Source organism: Ruegeria sp. E8, assembly GCF_056533985.1.
The window spans coordinates 12918-29949 of the sequence record NZ_JBQFOY010000031.1 but is presented as its reverse complement, the minus strand read 5'-3'; the positions used below and the strand labels follow the sequence as shown (position 1 = coordinate 29949).

Sequence of the window (17032 nt, the reverse complement as noted above, 5' to 3'; positions counted from 1 at the left end):
TGATGGGTCTGATGTGCGTGTCGCTGGCCAAAGCGCTCTTCCGCGACGGTCAGCGTGACAAACAGGACGCCAGCAGCGCGCAAGCCGCTGAATAAACGGCCACCAACCACCCACGTAACAATCGCGCCGCCCTTTTTTGGGCGGCGCAACGCTTTTCAGATACCCCGCAAACACCGCATGTCGTTCTGCATATCAATGTGCCCGAAATCGGAGCAGTGTCGGAAATCTCAAGCCCCGTCCGCTCGGTCCGTAACAAATCTAAGGCGTCATCTTTCGATCAGATGGTCCGTTTCGTCGAAGATCTTTTGCCACTCTTTGGCGGAAATTGGCATAAGCCCGATTGATTTGACGATGATCAAAGCCTGATGAACGGCAAAAAAGAGGCGCTTGCTGTGCGCCTCAGGCTGATCAAGACCGAACTGTTCGAACTTTTGACGCGCCCATTCCTTGCTGGACTGGCGCTGCTTTTCGTCCAGCGACATCAGGATGAACATGGCTGCGTCCCGCCTGGGATTCTCCAAATGCGAAGCCAGTGTCGCTGCCTGGAAGACCTCGAAACTGTCTGGGGCCTGCCCGGTTTCGGCGGCGATGTCCGCGCATTTCTGGTCCAGTGCAATTGCCCATCGATTGAAAAGCGCATTGATGATGGCTTCTTTGGTTCCAAAGTTGGATTGAATCCCGCCTTTGGTCACCCCGGCAGCCGTCGCGATGTTGCCGAAGGTCAGCGCATGCGGCCCCTTTTCAAGAATGACGCTCAGCGCTGCATCCAGCAGCTCATCACGGCAGAGTTTCTTGAAACGGGCCAAGCCGGACCTCCTGACTATTGCGCAGCGACCTTATGCACCGTATTTTCTGCGCCGTCGTCAAGCTCGGAATTTTTGTGCAGCTTTTTGGGCGAGAACAGCAGGAAGATCGAAGGCAGCGCGATCAGAGTGAAAAAGATCCCCACAGTGATCCCTGCAACGATGACGATACCGATGCTGTTGCGCGCCTCGGCGCCCGGACCCTCGACCAAAAGCAGCGGGATGTGCCCGACAACCGTGGCCACCGTCGTCATCAGAATTGCCTGAAGGCGGGATTGCGCGCCCTCGATGATGGCGTCGACGCGGTCCTTGCCTTCTTCCATCAGAACGTTTGCGAATTCGGTGATCAGAATCCCGTTCTTCGCTACCAGACCAACCGGCGTACTGATCCCGATCTGGGAATAGATGTTGATCGAGCTCAGCCCCAGGAAGGCAAACATCACCGCGCCGAACAGCGCCAGCGGGACGGAGCCCAACAGAATGATCAGCGGCAGGCGGAAGCTTTTGAACTGAACCGTCAGCGCCAAATAGACGATGGCAAGCGACATCGCCATCGTGATCATCAGGCTGTTGCCTTCTTGCTTGATCTGGCGCGAGACGCCGGCGAAATCGACGGAATAACCAGCCGGCAAAATCTCAGCCGCCGCTTTTTCAAGCGCGGCCAACCCCTCGCCATTGGTGGTGCCGGGAACCACGCCGCCGAAGATTCGGAAGGCGCGTTGCTGGTCGAACTTGCCCAGTTCCCTAGGTTGCGCGGTCACATGGATGCGCGCAAGCGAGGATAAAGGCACAAGGGTACCGTCGTTCAGACGGATGGCTGTTTCAGCCAGTACCGCGGTTCGGCCCAGTATTGCTGGGCCGCCATCGGGATGACCTCATAGGCGCGGCCACTGGCGTCAAAGCGGTTCACGTAGCGGTCCGACAGCAGGGCGGACAGCTGGTTCGTCACGCCCAGGCTGGTCAGGCCCAGATCGGACAGGCGTTGATGGTCGTATTCCAGCCGGACAATCGGCAAGTCGATTTTCAGATCGGTGTCAACATAGAGGAATTTGCCGCTTTCAAACCCGGCGGTCAGATAGGCGCTCATCAAGGGCGACAGGACCACGGCGGTCACACCGGAAAACGCAATCGCGGCCGCGATGGTAAAGGCAAATTCGCGAAACAACGCGCCGGACAGCCCGGCGATAAAGCCGATGGGGATGAACACCGCGCACAACGTAAACGTCATCGCGATGATGGGGCGGAACAAAGTGCGCGAACTGATCAATGCGGCCTGAATTCCGGATTTGCCCGCGCGTTTGTGCCGCGCGACGTTTTCGACAACCACGATGGCGTCGTCCACCACCAGACCGACTGACGGCACAATCGCCAGAATGGTCAGCAGGTTCAGCGTGAAGCCCATGACCATCATGCCCAGAATGGCACCCAGGATCGACACCGGGATTGCCACCAGCGGCACCAGGGCCACCCGGATCGATCCCATCATGAACAGGATCACGATACCGACCAGAAAGACCGTCTCGCCCAACGTCTTGAAGATCTCTTTCAGCGCCGAGCGCATGCAGTCGGTACTGTCATATACGATCGAGATTTCAAGCCCATCGGGCAGGCCGCGGTTGATCTTATCCAGCATCACATAAAGCTCATCCCCGATGGCGATCTCGTTCGCGCCGGGCAGAGGCCAGATCGACAGGAACACCCGCTTGTTCAGATCGTCCCGGGCATCCACCGAGGCCGTGCCCTCGCCCAGTTCTATCTCGGCCACGCCCGCCAGGGTCAGCTTGACACCATCCAGATTGCGCAGGTGCAAGTTCTTGAAATCTTCGACGGTCTGCAGGCTGGCATTGGTCAGAATGTTCAGCTTCTGCTGACTGCCTTCAAGGTTCCCGACAGCGGCAACAACGTTGTTGCTCTGCAATGCGGTTATGACCTCATCGACCGACAAGTTGAACGCGGCCAGCCGCGCGGTATCCAACCAGATACGCAAGGCAGGATCACGCCCGCCTTCGAGCCCGACCCGTTGCACCCCATCGATCGAGGACAGGATCGGCGAGACGTTGCGGTCCAGATAGTCGGTGACTTCATGCCGGTCCCAATAGTCGGGCGCGGCGGCCAGATAGAACGCCGCCGCAACGCGGTCCGCCCTTTTTGACCGAGACCGCCGGATCGTCGTCACCTGCTGGCAACTCCGAGCGCACCTTGTTCAGTTCAGCCGACAATTGCGCCAGCGCGATCGAGCTGTCTGCGCCCAGCTTCAGCCAGGCCGTGACCATGCTACGACCAGCGACAGGACCGGTCGGCGAACAAAGATTTCCATGACGCGTTCCTTCCGTTACCAGCCGCTGTCCGAAGCGGTTTCGTCCGGCAGGTCATCAACAACATAGGTCAGGATGCCCGTGTATAGTTTGAATGACCCATCGGTTGCGATCAGCGCGCCCTGCTCCAGCCCTTCGCCGATCAGAACGCGGTCGCCCTGATAGTGGATTTCGGACACGTCACGACGTGCGGCACGGAATGCGCCTTCGGTTTCAGCGGGTGCCAGCACATAGACGAACTGCCCATAGGCATCGGACTGCAGCGCGGTCACCGGCAGATCGACCACGGTAAGCGCAGACTGCGCCGGAACGTCCACCTCAACAAAGGAACCGTTTGACAGTTCCGGTTGTTCATCGCTGACTAGCGCCCGATACAGCCGGGTGAGAAGGTCGACAGTGATGTTTTCATCGCGCGAGATCAGCTGGCCCTCGACGGATTCCCAAGGGTTCAGCACAACCGAAATATTCGACCCAACCTCGAGAATTCCAAGAAACTGCGGCAGCCGGAAGTCAACCCAGACGCTGTCGCGGCGGTCGGTGATCTCGGCAACATCCTCACCGATATTCAGGTATTGCCCGACCTGAAGGTTGCCCGGCTTGGTCACTCCGGAGAACGGGGCGCGGATGGTTTTTTGGATGATCGTCTGTTCTATGACTGCAAGATTTGATTGCGCGGTATCATAAGCGGCCTGCGCGGTGTCCAGCCGGGCCTTGTTCGTGCTGCCTGTCTTGAACAACCTTTGCAAACGGTCCAGTTCAAGCTCGGCCAGAGTGACTGCAGCGCGCGCGCCGGTCAGCCGCGCTTTTTCCTCGGCCACATCAAGCTGCTCCAGAAGCTGTCCTGCTTCGACACGCTCACCGGGTTGGAAACCAACTTACGCGAACTGTCCTGCGTGCTGGCTGCGCAGAACCACCCGGTAAGGCACAACGACTTCGCCAGATACCCGTGTGGTCGGCGCGAATTCGGCGAACGCGGCCTCTGTCGCCTCGACGGATTCAGAATGTTCGGGATAAGCCTCGCCCTGTGCGATTGCTGCCGAAATCTGTATGAACTTGAAGTATCCAAGCCCCCCGATCAGACCAGCAAGAACCACTAATAGAAGTGTCCCGCGTAGAAATGACATATCCTAATCCTTGTCCGAAATCTCACAGGAAATGTATCTTCTGCGCGCAGCTTTAAATATGGTCGTATTTAAATGAAGTCAAGAGTGGTACAATTCTTGTCCAGCAGCTAAAAAACTCTGGCGCTCTGGCGGTAATTTTCCCGGGACGGCCTGTTGGAGCTGACATTCGATCGACACAGCAGCGCGTCACTTTCACCGGCGTCAACCGGACCTGCAAACAAGGTATCGTTTAGACATGGCCAAAGAAGACACATACCGCGACCAAGCCGGGACCGACGCATCGCGGAAAAGCGGTCAGCGATCCAAATTCAGAATCAGAATCTCAACGCTTCTGACTTTGACCATCAGCGGATTGGTCGCGCTATCAGCCGGTGCGGTGCTGTTTATTGCGACCTACGCCAATGTCCGCAACACAACCGAATTGCTGAACACTTCTGCTGAGATGCTGGTCGACACCATCAAAGCCAATGTCTTCGACCTGACCACGCCAATTGAGGAGTTGGCCAGAGCACTGCAAAAGGACGCAAATACTGGCGCTGTCGATCTGTCCGATACCGGGTTTCTCGAGGCTTACTTTAAAGGCGTTGCAGCCTCTGTCCCATATCTGACCGACCTTGTGGTCATCTATCCGGATGGCCGGATTTTCATGACGACGCATACGAAAAGCCCGGATGGGTCAACCTTCCGCTCGTCTCACAGGCCGTCCAACACCGGGCTCATCGAATATGTGCAAGAGGTTGAAGGCTATCCGGGTCTGTTTTGGAACGAACCATTTTTCGATGAGGGCAGGACGCATATTTCGGTGGCGACTCCAGCGCATAGGAATGGCGTCTTTCAAGGAGCTATCCTTGTATCCTCGACCGTGCAGCACTTTACTGAAATCGTTGATGATCTGAGCAGGAAATACGGGGCCACAGGTTTCATTTTATATGGGGATGACGGCGTTCTGGCCCATCCGAAATTGCTGAATTTTCCGACAAGCGACCTGAACTCTAACGCTCCTCTGCATTCGATTGAGGTGCTTGATGACGCCGTCATCACGCAGATGCTGACACAGGTCCCTGAATTTCAGGGCGACAATGAATCTTTTGACGGTTTTGTCGTGGAAGCCAAAGAGGGAGAGCAATTGGTGCTGGCCAGCACCGTAAAAGCCTTCGGCCCTGAACCCTGGGTAATCGGGCAATATTCCCCGCTGAGCGACTGGAGCAACCAATGGACCCGGCTGAGTGACGCCGCCTTTGTCGGTATCGGCCTGTTGGCGATGTCCGTTCTGGCCGCCCTGATGCTGGCCAGACGGCTTGCCGCCCCCATTCGACGTTCGACCGAAGGTGCCCGGGAAATCAGTGAACTCAAGCTGGAGCAGGTGGACTATCTTCCGCCTTCGCGCGTGGCCGAGTTGAACCTTCAGGCCAACGCGTTCAACAGGATGCTGGACGGGCTGCGCTGGTTCGAAACCTACCTGCCCCGCACTCTGGTGCGGCAATTGCTGAAGACCGGCGATCCCAAGCTGGTCGCACCCCGCGAGGTCGAACTGACGGTTATGTTCGCGGATATCGAAGGGTTTACGGCTGCATCAGAGGCAAACTCACCGCAAGTTACGGCGAACCTGCTGAATCGCCATTTCGAAATCCTCAATCGGTGCATCGAGGCCGAAGGCGGCACCATCGACAAGTACATTGGAGATGCCGTGATGGCCTTTTGGGGCGCACCGCAGGTTCAGGAGGACCATGCCGAACGGGCCTGCCGTGCCGCGTTGGCCATCCGAAAATCTCTGGCAGAGGCCGAAGTGGAATACAGGGTGAAAATCGCCGTCCACACCGGGCCCCTGATCGTCGGCAATATCGGTGCTGTGGAACGGATGAACTACACGGTGATCGGAGATACCGTGAATACCTGTGCGCGTATTGAAACTTTGGCGGGTTCGCTGGAGAGCGATGAGCAGACCAAAATTCTGGTCAGTGACGAAACGAAAATGCTGCTTGGGCCTTCGTTCAAGCTGGAGTATGCCGGAAAATTCCAGGTCAAGGGACGGCAGGAAAAGGTGTCCGTCTACAGGATTTATGCAAATGAGACGATGGGTCAGCCGACCTTCTAGAGCCGCATATGAGTCAGGCGTGCATTCATGCTGGTGTGCTTCGGAAAACCCAATCCAATCGTCGGACCTGAACGATTGAGTACAGGCCAACTCTCCAAGGCTTGAGCCCTTCCTTGAGCCCCGGCCTGCCCCAAGCCTATCCCGTCTGATCGTCGCCCAAGACTGTGGATGCCGAGCCGATACCAAACTCTCTCAGCAACCAGTTGGTGACGATTGCGCTAAGTGCCAGCGCGCCGGAGATCAGGATGCGCAACCCGATCAGGTGCAGGAACACGCCATCGATCAGGCCCATCGAATGAGATGCCACCGCGACCATCTAAACAAGAAAACCCGCTTCGATCGGCGTGTATCCGGCGACGACCTGAAAGCGTTGGGTCGTGGCCAACCACATTCCCGCCATATCGAACATAATGAAGGCAGCGGCCAATACGCCGGACGAAAAAGGCGGGATTCCTGGCGATGGCGAAATTCAGCAACGGGTAGTCCAGTTGCGATCGGCGGCGCAAGAATAGTCCTGATCCGACAACAACTGCGACGCTCGCAATTAGCACGGTCTGCCAGCATTCTGGATAGGCGAACGCTTTGAGGTCAAACAACAAACCAGGCAGAGCGATCATGGCTTACGCAAAAGAGATCAAATCCCGGTGTTTCGACGGATCGGGTGATACCGGAGGCGCAAACAGAAGTGTCGACGCAATCGCCGCGATGAGCATGGGTATGTTGATCAGGAACTTTCTCCTGTGACCGGCACGACCCAGCGTTACTTTTGCGTATCAGACATTCGAAATTCTCCGAACAAAGCCTGAATGGGCGCTTTTCTAAAGGCCGTTCCGTCACAACCGACCACGCGTTTTTTGCATTCGCAATAGTGCAAGTGTTCGTCCTGGTTGAATGACAAACGCTACACAATCACAACCAATACAATCAAAAACAACAAGGTCATGATGCCGCCGACCTTCGAGTAATCCGTAACCGAATACCCTCCGGGGCCCATGATCAAGGCGTTGACCTGATGGGTTGGGATCAGGAACGAATTCGATGTCGCCAATGCAACGGTAATGGCAAACAATGCCGGGTCGACCCCTAATCCGATGGCGATGTTCACCGCCAATGGCACCAGAAGAACAGTCGCGCCGACATTGGACATCAGCAATGTAAACACGGTCGCAAGGGCGGCAATTGCGGCCTGAGATACCCAGATCGGGGCATCACCCAGCAGTTTCAGCACCTGCTGTGCAATCCATTCCGCAGTTCCGGTCGACTGCACCGCCACGCCCAACGGGATCAGACTGGCCAACAGAAAAACCGTGCTCCAACTGACCGCGCCGTAGGCGTCATCAATGGTTAACACCCGGCTGACGATCATCCCGGTCGCGCCGACCAGCAGGCAGACCGACAATCGCAGGTCCGAGAACAGGACCAGCCCGATGGCGATGACAAAGAACAGCAAAGCCCAGCCGACTTTCTGTGGCACAAGTTCCTCATGCGGAAAATCTGAGGTCACAACGACAAAGTCGCGATCCTTTTCCAGCCGCACCAGCGCGTCCCACGGGGTATGGCAGACCAGAGTGTCACCCGCCTGATAGGGAATCTCGCCGATGTCTTCCTGATCGCTGGAAAGTGTTTCACCACCCCGGTAGATCGCAAGAGGGGCCAGCCCATAGATTTTCCGCAACCAACTGCTGCGGCCCGTTTCACCGATCATGGACGAACCCGGAGGGATCACCACTTCGGCGATACCGGCCTTGCCCGGCTCAAGCGCATCCGCAAAACGGTCGAGTTTTCCGCGGGCGGTCAGCCCGTAGCGTTCGGTGAAGCGTGCAATGGTTTCGGCATCAGCGATCACGGCTATCGTGCCTGGTGCGTCGATGACCATATCCCGGGGCGGAGCCATCGTATAGGTCCCGCCATGTTGCACAGCGATGATCTGAATGTGGTTTCTGCGTTGGATTTCATCGATCGTTTGCCCGCTGACTTCATGACTTCCCGGCAGTGGTACCTCGGTGATCGTTCCAACGATCCCGTAGGTCGCGTTGATGTATTCCTCGACACTGCGCCCTTCGGTGCCGCTGGCATCCTGTTTTGCGGGCAAAAGAAAACGGCCCAGAACCGTGAAATAGACCAACCCTGTCAGCACCAGCGCCGCCCCGACAGGCGTGACATCGAACAGGCCGAACGTCTCCATCTGCTGATCCGCAGGTAGAGTATCGTTGATCGTCAGGATCAGATCATTGAGCAGGATGAGTGGAGAGGACCCGACCATGGTCATCGTCCCGCCCAGAATGGCGCAAAAGCCCATCGGCATCAGCAGGCGCGACATGGACAGGCCGGTGCGCACCGAAATGCGCGACACGACTGGCAGAAACAGAGCCGCCGCCCCGACATTCTGCATGAAAGACGAGATGACCCCGACGATGGACGAGATCAGCAACATGATCCGTGTTTCGGTCGATCCGCCCACCCGCATGATCCAGCGCGCCACATGAGACAGCACTCCGGTGCGGTCCAGCCCGGCACCTATGATCATCACCGCTATGATGGAAATGACCGCGTTGCTCGCGAAACCGTCAAACAGATGCCTCGGATCGACTAGACCCTCGAGCCCGGGCAAGGCCGACAAGATGCCCAGTGTGACCATGATGAGGATGGCAGCCACGTCGACCCGAACGACTTCCGAAACAAACAGAAAAACCGTAACGCCCAGCAAGCCGAGTACGACGATCATTTCTGTAGTGAGGCCCAGCGCTTCCATACCGCGATCCAGTCATATCTTACAGAGTTATCTTTTCCCGCGCAGACATTGGGGCGCGACCGGCCCAAACAATGGCCCCCATCCTGAGTAAGATGAGGGCCGAGTTCTTGGGAGTTCAGGCGTTGCGGGAATGCCGCGCGCGGACAGCCTCCAGCAGCGGCCGTGGGTTGTTGCAGCGATCTATGGCTCCGTTGCGAACGAAGTACCCGCGATCGACATCCACCAGCGTGTCGCAATAGATCCGCGTATTCTTAAGCTTTGAGCGGGTATTCATCGCTTCGAGAACCCGCGCCACGGTCTTGTCGTCATCCGTATGAGGCACGGCTGGATTGTCCCCCGCGACGCGCAGATGAACCGAGGCCTTCAGCCCGTGTGCCGCGGCGGCACGATCAGCGGTTTCCAGTCGTTCAGCAACCGGATCGGCGTTGCCCAACCGGAAGACCGCCCCCGCAATTCCGCAGGACTTGGGCAACGCGGCCAACGCGGAAAGCTGATCGCTGTCCGTGGCGTTGAAGCCGTGGTTGATCACGTGAAAATATGTGCCCTCGGCTTTGATGTCGTCCTTGGTGCGCATCCGCGAGATGTAGATCGGCAGGCCGGTTATGGCATGCGCCTTGGACAGCAGATCCGCCGACTTTTCAACGTCTGTCCAATTCAGCGTGATTTCCCAGTCGGTCAAATGTTTCGCCGTGGCGGCGATCACGTCCAACTGCGCGTCGGTCGGAATACTGAATCCGAATAGGGTGACGCGAAACCCCAGATGTTTCATCGTCGCAATCCGTGCCCGGCGCACCGGGTCCAACAGATCATGGAACGGAATTCGGATATCGCGCACGCCCATCTCCTGCAGGGCTAGCAGGTGATAATCGTTGCGCACCGGTTTCCGGTCGAACTCGTCCAGTCCGCCGCTGGGGGGCACTTCGGAAATCTCCGCCCAGTTCTTCCGGAGATCGAACCCGATCAAGGGGGTGCTGTTTTCACGCGGTTCAGGAGCCAGTTCCAGGAAATCGTCCCCTGCGCTTTCGCCCGGTGCCAGTTCGGTTCCGTTGGTGCGAACGAATTTCGTCACATGGCCATTTTCGTAGACGTTGACGACGAAGTAACCCAGCTTGGCGGCATCGTTGCGACCAAACTCGCTGCCCTCGGGTGGAATGGCGCGCAGCATTTCCGAGTAATCCTGCCGTACGAAACTGGTCGCCGGTGCTAGGTAGAAATCCGTTTCGCCATAGCGATCATACCAGAAGTTATGGGCGTGCCCCGAGAACATGGCCTCGACGCCATGTTTTTCCAGCAGGCTCAAAAGCCAACCCCTGCCCGGCTGATCGGTATTGTCGTAGTGGTCAAGTTCTTCCGGGTAACACAGATAAGCCGGGTGATGCAGCATCAGCATGACACGCTGCCCCTGCGCCGCAGCGAGTTCGTTTTCCACCCATTGTTTCTGATCTTCCTCGGCTTGAAGACCCGAATTGATCAGCTGAGCGTTCAGCAGGACAAAGCGCACCCCGCCCTTTTCGAAACTGTGATAATGGGCGCCGAATTCGCCTTCCCACGCCTGGATCATCTCGGGTGTGGTCGGGCTTGCGGGGCCGCCACTGATCGGCGTGTCTCCGATGTCATGATTGCCCGGCAGGACGTGGATCGGCACTGTCAGATCCGAGACAATCTTTCGGTATGCGTTCGCGGCCTGTGCATACAGTTCTCCGGTTTCTGGAACCGGGTGAAGCAGATCGCCAAGGTGGACAACGAAGTCCACCTTTCTGCGATTGATATCCGCCACGACATACCGGAACCGCCGATTGGCACGGGCATTGACCGGAAAGGGCGAATTGCAGCGGTCCTCATCCGGATTGACATGCGTATCCGAGATCACCGCAAAGCTGTAGGCGAAAGGCCCCAGATCCGCATCGTCGACGTTGATCATTTTGCTTTCCTTGTATTGAAGTGTTCAGGTCAGCCGCCGGTCGTCAGGACCGATGCCTCGCCCGTGCGCGATGCGCGAATACGGGATCTGATCAGTACGAAGATCGACAGCGCGGTCAGCACCCAGAACAGCCAGCAGATCGCATTTCGGACAAAGATCGAAAGGCTGCCGTCGGACAGCAACAGCGATTGCCGGAAATTGTCTTCGAGCAGTGGCCCGAGAACGAAGGCGATCAGAAAGGGGGCGACCGGCACCTCGAGGCGCAACATCATGAAGCCGACAAGGCCCATGCACAGCATCACGAGGATGTCGAACAGGTTGTTGTTCACCGCATAGGCGCCATAGACGCACAGGGTGAACACGATCGGATAGAGGATGCGGTTCGGGATCAGCGCCACCCGACTAAACGTCTTGATGGCAAGTTTGCCCACTATGAACAGATAGGCCGAGCTGAGCAGGATACCCATGAACAGCGCATAGATCATCGGCAGGTTTTCCGCGAACAGGATCGGACCCGGACGCAATCCGTGGATCATGAAAGCCCCCAGGATCACCGCCGTGATCACGTCGCCGGGCACGCCCAGGGCCAGCAGCGGGATCATTGTTGCCCCGGCAACGCCGTTATTCCCCGCCTCTGCCGCCGCGACACCTTCGGGCTCGCCCTTGCCAAAGTTTTCAGGGTTTTTCGAGTTTCTCCGCGCCTCGCTATAGCTCAAGAACGCAGCAGGCGCGCCACCGATACCGGGGATGGCACCCAGGATCACACCGATAAAGCTGCCGCGGATCACCGATTTCAGGGTCTTGCGGAATTCAGCAAAACTTGCGCCGCTGCCCAGTTCCTGCCGCTGAGCGCCAGCGGGGCGCGGACGGCGTGTTGCACGGTCCAGAATTTCTGGAATGGCGAACAGGCCGATCAAGACAGGAATGAAGTTCAGCCCCGACATCAGCTCGTAATTCCCGAAGATGAACCGGTTGGTACCGTAAATCAGGTCCAGTCCAACGGTTGCGAGCATCAAGCCCAGACAGGCGGACAGAATACCTTTGGTCAGGCTCGGGCCCGCAACGCCCGCGATGATGGTCAGCGAAAAGACGATCAGGGTGAAGAACTCGGGCGGACCGAAGCGCAGCGCAAAGGTCGCGAGAAATCCGGCGAACATGATCAGCGCGATGTTCGAAATCAAATCGGCCACGCAGGATGCGTAAAGCGCGATATCAAGCGCTTTTCTCGCCTGCCCTTTCTGCGCCAATGGATAGCCATCTAAGATGGTACAGGACGCCGCCGGTGTCCCCGGCGTTTTGATCAGGATGGCCGTCAGCGATCCACCATACAGGCCGCCTTTATACACCCCCAACAACAACAGAATGCCGGTGACAGGTTGCATCGTGAAGGTAAACGGCAAAGCAAGCGCCACACCCATCGGGGTCGTCATGCCCGGTATCGCGCCAATGATCGTACCGATCAGAACGCCTATTCCGATTACCAGAACGTTTTCCAAGCTCAGAAAGAGCTGAAAAGCAGTGGAAATGTTTTCAATCATGCCTAGCTCCTCCTCAGCCTAGCGTTTCGAATATGCCAAGTGGCATCGGCACACCCGCGATGTGCAGGAAGAAAAGATAAAGCAGGATAGGCAAAAGGATGCTGATCGGAACGATGTAGATCCAATTGCGCTCTCCGAAGAACAGCATCATGCCCAGCATCAGGATGATGGAACTGGCCACCACTCCCAACGTCGTCAACGCGAAGTAAAACAGGAACAATGCGAAGATCAGAACTACGGTGCGCAAGGTACCCGGCAGCGTATCCAGCTTGTAGATGGCCTCAGCTTCGGCGTCTTCATCTGCCTCGGAGTGTGGCGTTTTGAGAAAGTAGGATTCGGCCACAAGGCAAACTGAGACGAAGACCACGGCAATTGCGATCACGCGCGGCCAGAACTCGGGCGAAAGCGCCGAAATCTCCACAGTTCCCGGAGAATCCACGCCTACCGGAATAAGTACGATCAGTGTCAGTATCCCGAGGATCAGGAACATCACCCCTGCGAACAAGTCTTTGTGTTTGGATTGATCCACGTTCAGCCTCCTCCCTTCAGGACTTTCAGGTCCAGTTCGGCTTTTGCGATGTTTTCGCTGAGCGAGAGCAGGCGTGCGGCGCCCATTTGTGTCATCTCGCTGGACTTGATTTTGATCGGGTGTTGCAGATTGGCTTTGAGGTTTTCTATCTGCCGCTGGAATGCCTCGGCATAAATCGGGGACTGCGCCAATGGGCCGGCCAGCAGCACCAGTTCGGGCTGCAGCACCGTCAGGCTGAGGGAAAAGCAACTTGCGGCCCGGGCGCCAAAGACCTCCAGCGCGGCCATGCAGTCCGCGTCCCCGTCATTGGCCTGCGAGACGACATCCAGAATTTTCCGGGCTTTTTCCTGGTTCGTCAGTTCGTTGAAGACAGCCGGTGTCAGCATCTGGCGCAACAGGGCCTTGCCGCCGCAGATGTCGGAAAGCGCCACGGGGTCGTTGGATTCGATACCGGCGGTCATTTTGGCCTCGGTGAGAACGCCCCCCACCCGGTTGATGCCGCTATAGGGCTGGCCATTGACGTGCAGACCGATGCCAAAGCCAAGCGAGCAGTAGATGACGGCGACATTTTCGACATGCCGCGCCGCACCGAAAGCCACTTCTGACTGGCAGATTGCAGCACTGGGCGTCTCGAGCACCACAGGCACGCCAAGCTCTGCCCTGACAATGTCGCACACATCGGTTTCCGTGTGCCATCCCAGAGTCGGGGCCGAAATCACCGTGCCGCGCGCCTTGTCCAGATTTCCGGCAATGGTCAGGCCGACACCGAACAGCCTGTCGCGCTCGGGCACATTCCGCTCGATCAGGGCTTTGGCATTTTTACAGCACGTCCTTAGAAAGCTCTCTCCATCCGCCAGACCTGCGCCACGCGCATCCCACGAAGCGATACGGTTATTGGACAGATCGGCCAGGGTCACCACCTGCTGATAGGCGTTGATGCCGATCCCGATGACATAACCGCCGGACCGGTTCATGATCAGCTTCTTGGTGCGCGGCCCCCTGCGGCCCTCGGACTTGGCCTCGCCCACCTCCTGAACCAGCCGCGCCTCGATCAACTCGCGGGTGATTCGCGACACGCTTGCCGCGTTCAGGTCGAGATTATCTGCAATCTGCGTGCGGGAAATCGTGCCGGAGCCCAGGATCTCACCAAGAACCCTTTGCCGGTTCCCACGACCTATTTCTTCCTGCGACCAGCCCGTCATTCCGCATCTCCCCTGCATCATTTTCAACATCATGACTTATTTATTTACTTACTGCAAGTAATTTATTATAAGGAACCCATCCGATTCAGGGAGACGCTACAAATGAACCTAAGAAACACGATAACTTCTGCACTGAGCGGCCTTGCGCTGCTTTCGATTCCACTGGCGGCCTCGGCCCAGGATTACCCAAGCAAGCCTGTGACTTTGGTGGTTCCCTATGGCCCCGGCGGGGCCGCTGATCTGGCCGCGCGCACCATGAGCACGGAGGCGCCGGAATATCTGGGCGAGAACATTCTGGTGGTCAACAAGACCGGCGCCGGAGGTGTTGTCGGCTCGACCCAGGTCGCCAAGTCGCGCCCGGATGGCTACACGCTGCTGATGGCGCGGGTCGGCTCGCAGGCGACGGTTCCGGCGATCAACCGCACCATCCCCTACAAATGGGACGACTTCACCTTTCTCGGGCTGATCGAGAAGAACCCCTTTGTTCTGGGCGTCAGCGCCGAGTCCCCCTATCAGAGCTTTGACGAGCTGAAAGCTGCGATCGAGGGCGGCGAGCGCCTGTCTTACGCTTCGGCCGGTGTCGGCACCCTGCTGCATATGGCGATGTTGATCCTGCTGGATGATCTGGGCGTCGAGTCCGAGGCGCTGATCCACGTGCCCTTCAAGGGCGGCGGCAAGGCGACGGCTGCGGTTGTCGGCGGCCATGCCGATCTGATCTTCCACAATCTCTCGGGGCTTTCCGGTGCCATTGAAAGCGACCAGATCCGCCCGCTGCTAACCACCACGCCGGAACGCTTCCCCGCCATCCCGGACACGCCCACCGCGCAGGAGCTTGGTCATCCGAACCTGGAAAACGTTGTTGGCTGGACCGGTGTCTGGGGGCCCAAGGACCTGCCCGAGGACGTCGTGGCCAAATGGGTCTCGGTTTTGGGCGCGATCTCCGCCGATGACAGCTGGCTGGAAACCACACAGAAGCTGGGCTCGGTACCCGCTGTCCTGTCACCAGAAGAAACCAAGACCTTCGTCGAAGGCCAGGTCAACACCTTCAGCACCACCGCCGAAAAACTGGACATGATTATCCAGTAACATCTTCGGCATTCCGGGCGGCCCACCTCCCATTGGTCGCCCGGAACCTTTCTCCTTTGTTTTTGGGAAACGAATATGACACAGCCGAACATCCTTTTCATTCAGGCGGATCAGCTGGCAGCAAATGCGCTGACGACCTATGGCAACAAGACCGTCAAGGCACCCAATATCGACCGTCTGGCGCAGAAGGGCGTGGTGTTTGAGAACTGCTATTGCAACCTGCCAATGTGCGGCCCGTCGCGGGCATCGATGCATGCGGGTCGGCTGCCCTTTTCGATCGGCATGTATGACAATGCCAGCGAGTTCCACGCCGACATCCCCACCTTCGCCCATTACCTGCGGGCGATGGATTACCGGGTCGAGATGTCGGGCAAGATGCATTTTGTCGGCCCCGATCAGCTGCACGGCTATGACAAACGCCACACCACCGAGATCTACCCGGCCAACTTCGCCTGGACCGTGGACTGGTCCAAGGGGCGCGAATACAAGCCCACCAATCTGACCATGGCCCCGATCCTGGAAAGCGGCCCCGCTATCCGCACCATGCAGATGGATTATGATGACGAGGTCGCCTATCACGGCGTTCAGGCGCTCTATGATCTGGCGCGAACCGGCGATGACCGGCCCTTCATGCTGACCGTGTCCTTCACCTCGCCGCATTCGCCCTTCGTGATCGGGCAGGAGTATTGGGATCTCTACGATCATGACGAGATCGAGTATCCGGCGGTGGCCCCGCTGGAACTGAACGAGATGGATCATCTCAGCCGCAATCTGCACTACTGCCAGTCGCGGCACGAATTCACTGTCACACCCGAGGATCGCCGCAGGGCCCGCCACGGCTATTACGGCATGATCTCGTATATCGACGAGAAGGTCGGGCAGCTTGTCGACGTGCTGGAACGCACCGGCCAGATCGACAACACCATCGTCATCCTCACCGCCGATCATGGCGAGATGATGGGGGAACGGGGCATGTGGTTCAAACAACACTTCTTCGAATGGGCTGCCAGCGTCCCCTTCATCGTTTACGCGCCGGATCGGTTCAAACCGGCGCGGGTGAAGGAGAATATCTCGCTGATAGATCTTCTACCGACACTCACGGACCTCGCCGCTGGCGGCTCGTTCGGGGAGTATGCGGCACCGGTTGACGGGCAGTCGCTGGTCCCTGCCCTGAACGGAGACACCTCGGGCCTGTCGGATGTGGTGATCTCGGAATTTGCCGCCGACGGCTCCACCGGGCCCAGCCGCATGGTCCGGAAAGGCCCGTGGAAGCTGATGTGGCTCGAAGGGGTCGATACCCTGCTCTATAATATCGACGAGGACCCCAACGAGATGACCAACCGCGCGGGCGATCCCGATTGCGCCGATATCCGCGCCGAGTTGGAGGCGATCCTGTTCGACGGCTGGAACCCGGACACGCTGCGCGACACCATCCGCGCCAGCCAGGTCCGCCGCCTTGCCATCCACAAGGTCACCCAGGGCGATCCCACCTATGTTCACACCGTCCGCAAGGACGACAACGAACGCTATATCCGCAACGCTGGCGCCGCCGACACCAAAGCCCGCGCCAGACTGCCATACGTCCCGCCCGTAAAACCAGATCGAGTGTAAACCCGGCCCAGGATTAGCCGGCCCAGGATCTGTTGGGACTTAGCTGCGGCCAGGAA

The 17032-nt window shown here is 58.0% G+C and carries 13 protein-coding genes and 1 pseudogene; 3 read left to right on the top strand and 11 right to left on the bottom strand.

Annotated features, from left to right (window positions below; all coding sequences use genetic code 11):
* Nucleotides 1-266: 266 nt before the first annotated feature.
* The 5 genes and pseudogenes from ACR0LF_RS22485 to ACR0LF_RS22465 form a co-directional block, all read right to left on the bottom strand.
* Entirely contained in the window at nucleotides 267-806 is a 540-nt protein-coding gene (locus ACR0LF_RS22485; protein ID WP_480583629.1) for a TetR/AcrR family transcriptional regulator, read from the bottom strand.
* A gap of 14 nt (nucleotides 807-820) precedes the next feature.
* Nucleotides 821-1594, bottom strand: a complete 774-nt coding sequence (locus ACR0LF_RS22480; RefSeq protein WP_480583632.1) for an efflux RND transporter permease subunit — start codon at nucleotides 1592-1594, stop codon at nucleotides 821-823.
* A 14-nt stretch (nucleotides 1595-1608) separates the two neighbouring features.
* Nucleotides 1609-2979, bottom strand: coding sequence for an efflux RND transporter permease subunit (locus tag ACR0LF_RS22475; RefSeq protein ID WP_480583635.1), 1371 nt, complete (start codon nucleotides 2977-2979; stop codon nucleotides 1609-1611).
* 156 nt (nucleotides 2980-3135) lie between these two features.
* Nucleotides 3136-3975 (bottom strand): annotated as a pseudogene (locus ACR0LF_RS22470) (efflux RND transporter periplasmic adaptor subunit); the annotation flags it as partial.
* A gap of 18 nt (nucleotides 3976-3993) precedes the next feature.
* Nucleotides 3994-4242: a hypothetical protein gene (locus tag ACR0LF_RS22465; protein WP_480583638.1), complete on the bottom strand. Its 249-nt coding sequence runs from the start codon at nucleotides 4240-4242 to the stop codon at nucleotides 3994-3996.
* Nucleotides 4243-4477: 235 nt separating this feature from the next.
* Between ACR0LF_RS22465 and ACR0LF_RS22460 the strand changes: the two genes are divergently transcribed.
* Nucleotides 4478-6337, top strand: a complete 1860-nt coding sequence (locus tag ACR0LF_RS22460; RefSeq protein ID WP_480583641.1) for an adenylate/guanylate cyclase domain-containing protein — start codon at nucleotides 4478-4480, stop codon at nucleotides 6335-6337.
* A gap of 136 nt (nucleotides 6338-6473) precedes the next feature.
* Here ACR0LF_RS22460 and ACR0LF_RS22455 read toward each other — a convergent pair whose 3' ends face one another.
* The 6 genes from ACR0LF_RS22455 to ACR0LF_RS22430 form a co-directional block, all read right to left on the bottom strand.
* Nucleotides 6474-6644: a hypothetical protein gene (locus ACR0LF_RS22455; protein ID WP_480627657.1), complete on the bottom strand. Its 171-nt coding sequence runs from the start codon at nucleotides 6642-6644 to the stop codon at nucleotides 6474-6476.
* A gap of 594 nt (nucleotides 6645-7238) precedes the next feature.
* Nucleotides 7239-9089, bottom strand: coding sequence for an SLC13 family permease (locus tag ACR0LF_RS22450; protein ID WP_480583647.1), 1851 nt, complete (start codon nucleotides 9087-9089; stop codon nucleotides 7239-7241).
* Nucleotides 9090-9204: 115 nt separating this feature from the next.
* A complete protein-coding gene (locus tag ACR0LF_RS22445) occupies nucleotides 9205-11010 on the bottom strand; it encodes a metallophosphoesterase family protein (RefSeq protein ID WP_480583650.1) in 1806 nt (601 codons plus the stop codon).
* A gap of 29 nt (nucleotides 11011-11039) precedes the next feature.
* Nucleotides 11040-12548 (bottom strand): tripartite tricarboxylate transporter permease, encoded by a 1509-nt coding sequence (locus ACR0LF_RS22440; RefSeq protein ID WP_480583653.1) that lies wholly within the window; start codon nucleotides 12546-12548, stop codon nucleotides 11040-11042.
* 13 nt (nucleotides 12549-12561) lie between these two features.
* Nucleotides 12562-13077: a tripartite tricarboxylate transporter TctB family protein gene (locus tag ACR0LF_RS22435; RefSeq protein ID WP_480583655.1), complete on the bottom strand. Its 516-nt coding sequence runs from the start codon at nucleotides 13075-13077 to the stop codon at nucleotides 12562-12564.
* Nucleotides 13078-13079: 2 nt separating this feature from the next.
* Nucleotides 13080-14279: an ROK family transcriptional regulator gene (locus ACR0LF_RS22430; RefSeq protein WP_480583658.1), complete on the bottom strand. Its 1200-nt coding sequence runs from the start codon at nucleotides 14277-14279 to the stop codon at nucleotides 13080-13082.
* A gap of 102 nt (nucleotides 14280-14381) precedes the next feature.
* Between ACR0LF_RS22430 and ACR0LF_RS22425 the strand changes: the two genes are divergently transcribed.
* Together ACR0LF_RS22425 and betC are read left to right on the top strand one after the other, a co-directional pair.
* Nucleotides 14382-15365, top strand: coding sequence for a Bug family tripartite tricarboxylate transporter substrate binding protein (locus ACR0LF_RS22425; RefSeq protein ID WP_480583661.1), 984 nt, complete (start codon nucleotides 14382-14384; stop codon nucleotides 15363-15365).
* A 75-nt stretch (nucleotides 15366-15440) separates the two neighbouring features.
* Nucleotides 15441-16976 carry a choline-sulfatase gene (gene betC / locus ACR0LF_RS22420; RefSeq protein WP_480583664.1) on the top strand — a complete coding sequence of 512 codons (1536 nt, stop codon included), beginning with the start codon at nucleotides 15441-15443 and terminating at the stop codon, nucleotides 16974-16976.
* Nucleotides 16977-17032: the final 56 nt, after the last annotated feature.

Coding starts and splice junctions, on each gene's coding strand:
- ACR0LF_RS22465 (WP_480583638.1), bottom strand. CDS start 4,242: ATGTCATTTCTACGCGGGACACTTCTATTAGTGGTTCTTGCTGGTCTG.
- ACR0LF_RS22460 (WP_480583641.1), top strand. CDS start 4,478: ATGGCCAAAGAAGACACATACCGCGACCAAGCCGGGACCGACGCATCG.
- ACR0LF_RS22450 (WP_480583647.1), bottom strand. CDS start 9,089: ATGGAAGCGCTGGGCCTCACTACAGAAATGATCGTCGTACTCGGCTTG.
- ACR0LF_RS22445 (WP_480583650.1), bottom strand. CDS start 11,010: ATGATCAACGTCGACGATGCGGATCTGGGGCCTTTCGCCTACAGCTTT.
- ACR0LF_RS22440 (WP_480583653.1), bottom strand. CDS start 12,548: ATGATTGAAAACATTTCCACTGCTTTTCAGCTCTTTCTGAGCTTGGAA.
- ACR0LF_RS22430 (WP_480583658.1), bottom strand. CDS start 14,279: ATGACGGGCTGGTCGCAGGAAGAAATAGGTCGTGGGAACCGGCAAAGG.
- ACR0LF_RS22425 (WP_480583661.1), top strand. CDS start 14,382: ATGAACCTAAGAAACACGATAACTTCTGCACTGAGCGGCCTTGCGCTG.
- betC (WP_480583664.1), top strand. CDS start 15,441: ATGACACAGCCGAACATCCTTTTCATTCAGGCGGATCAGCTGGCAGCA.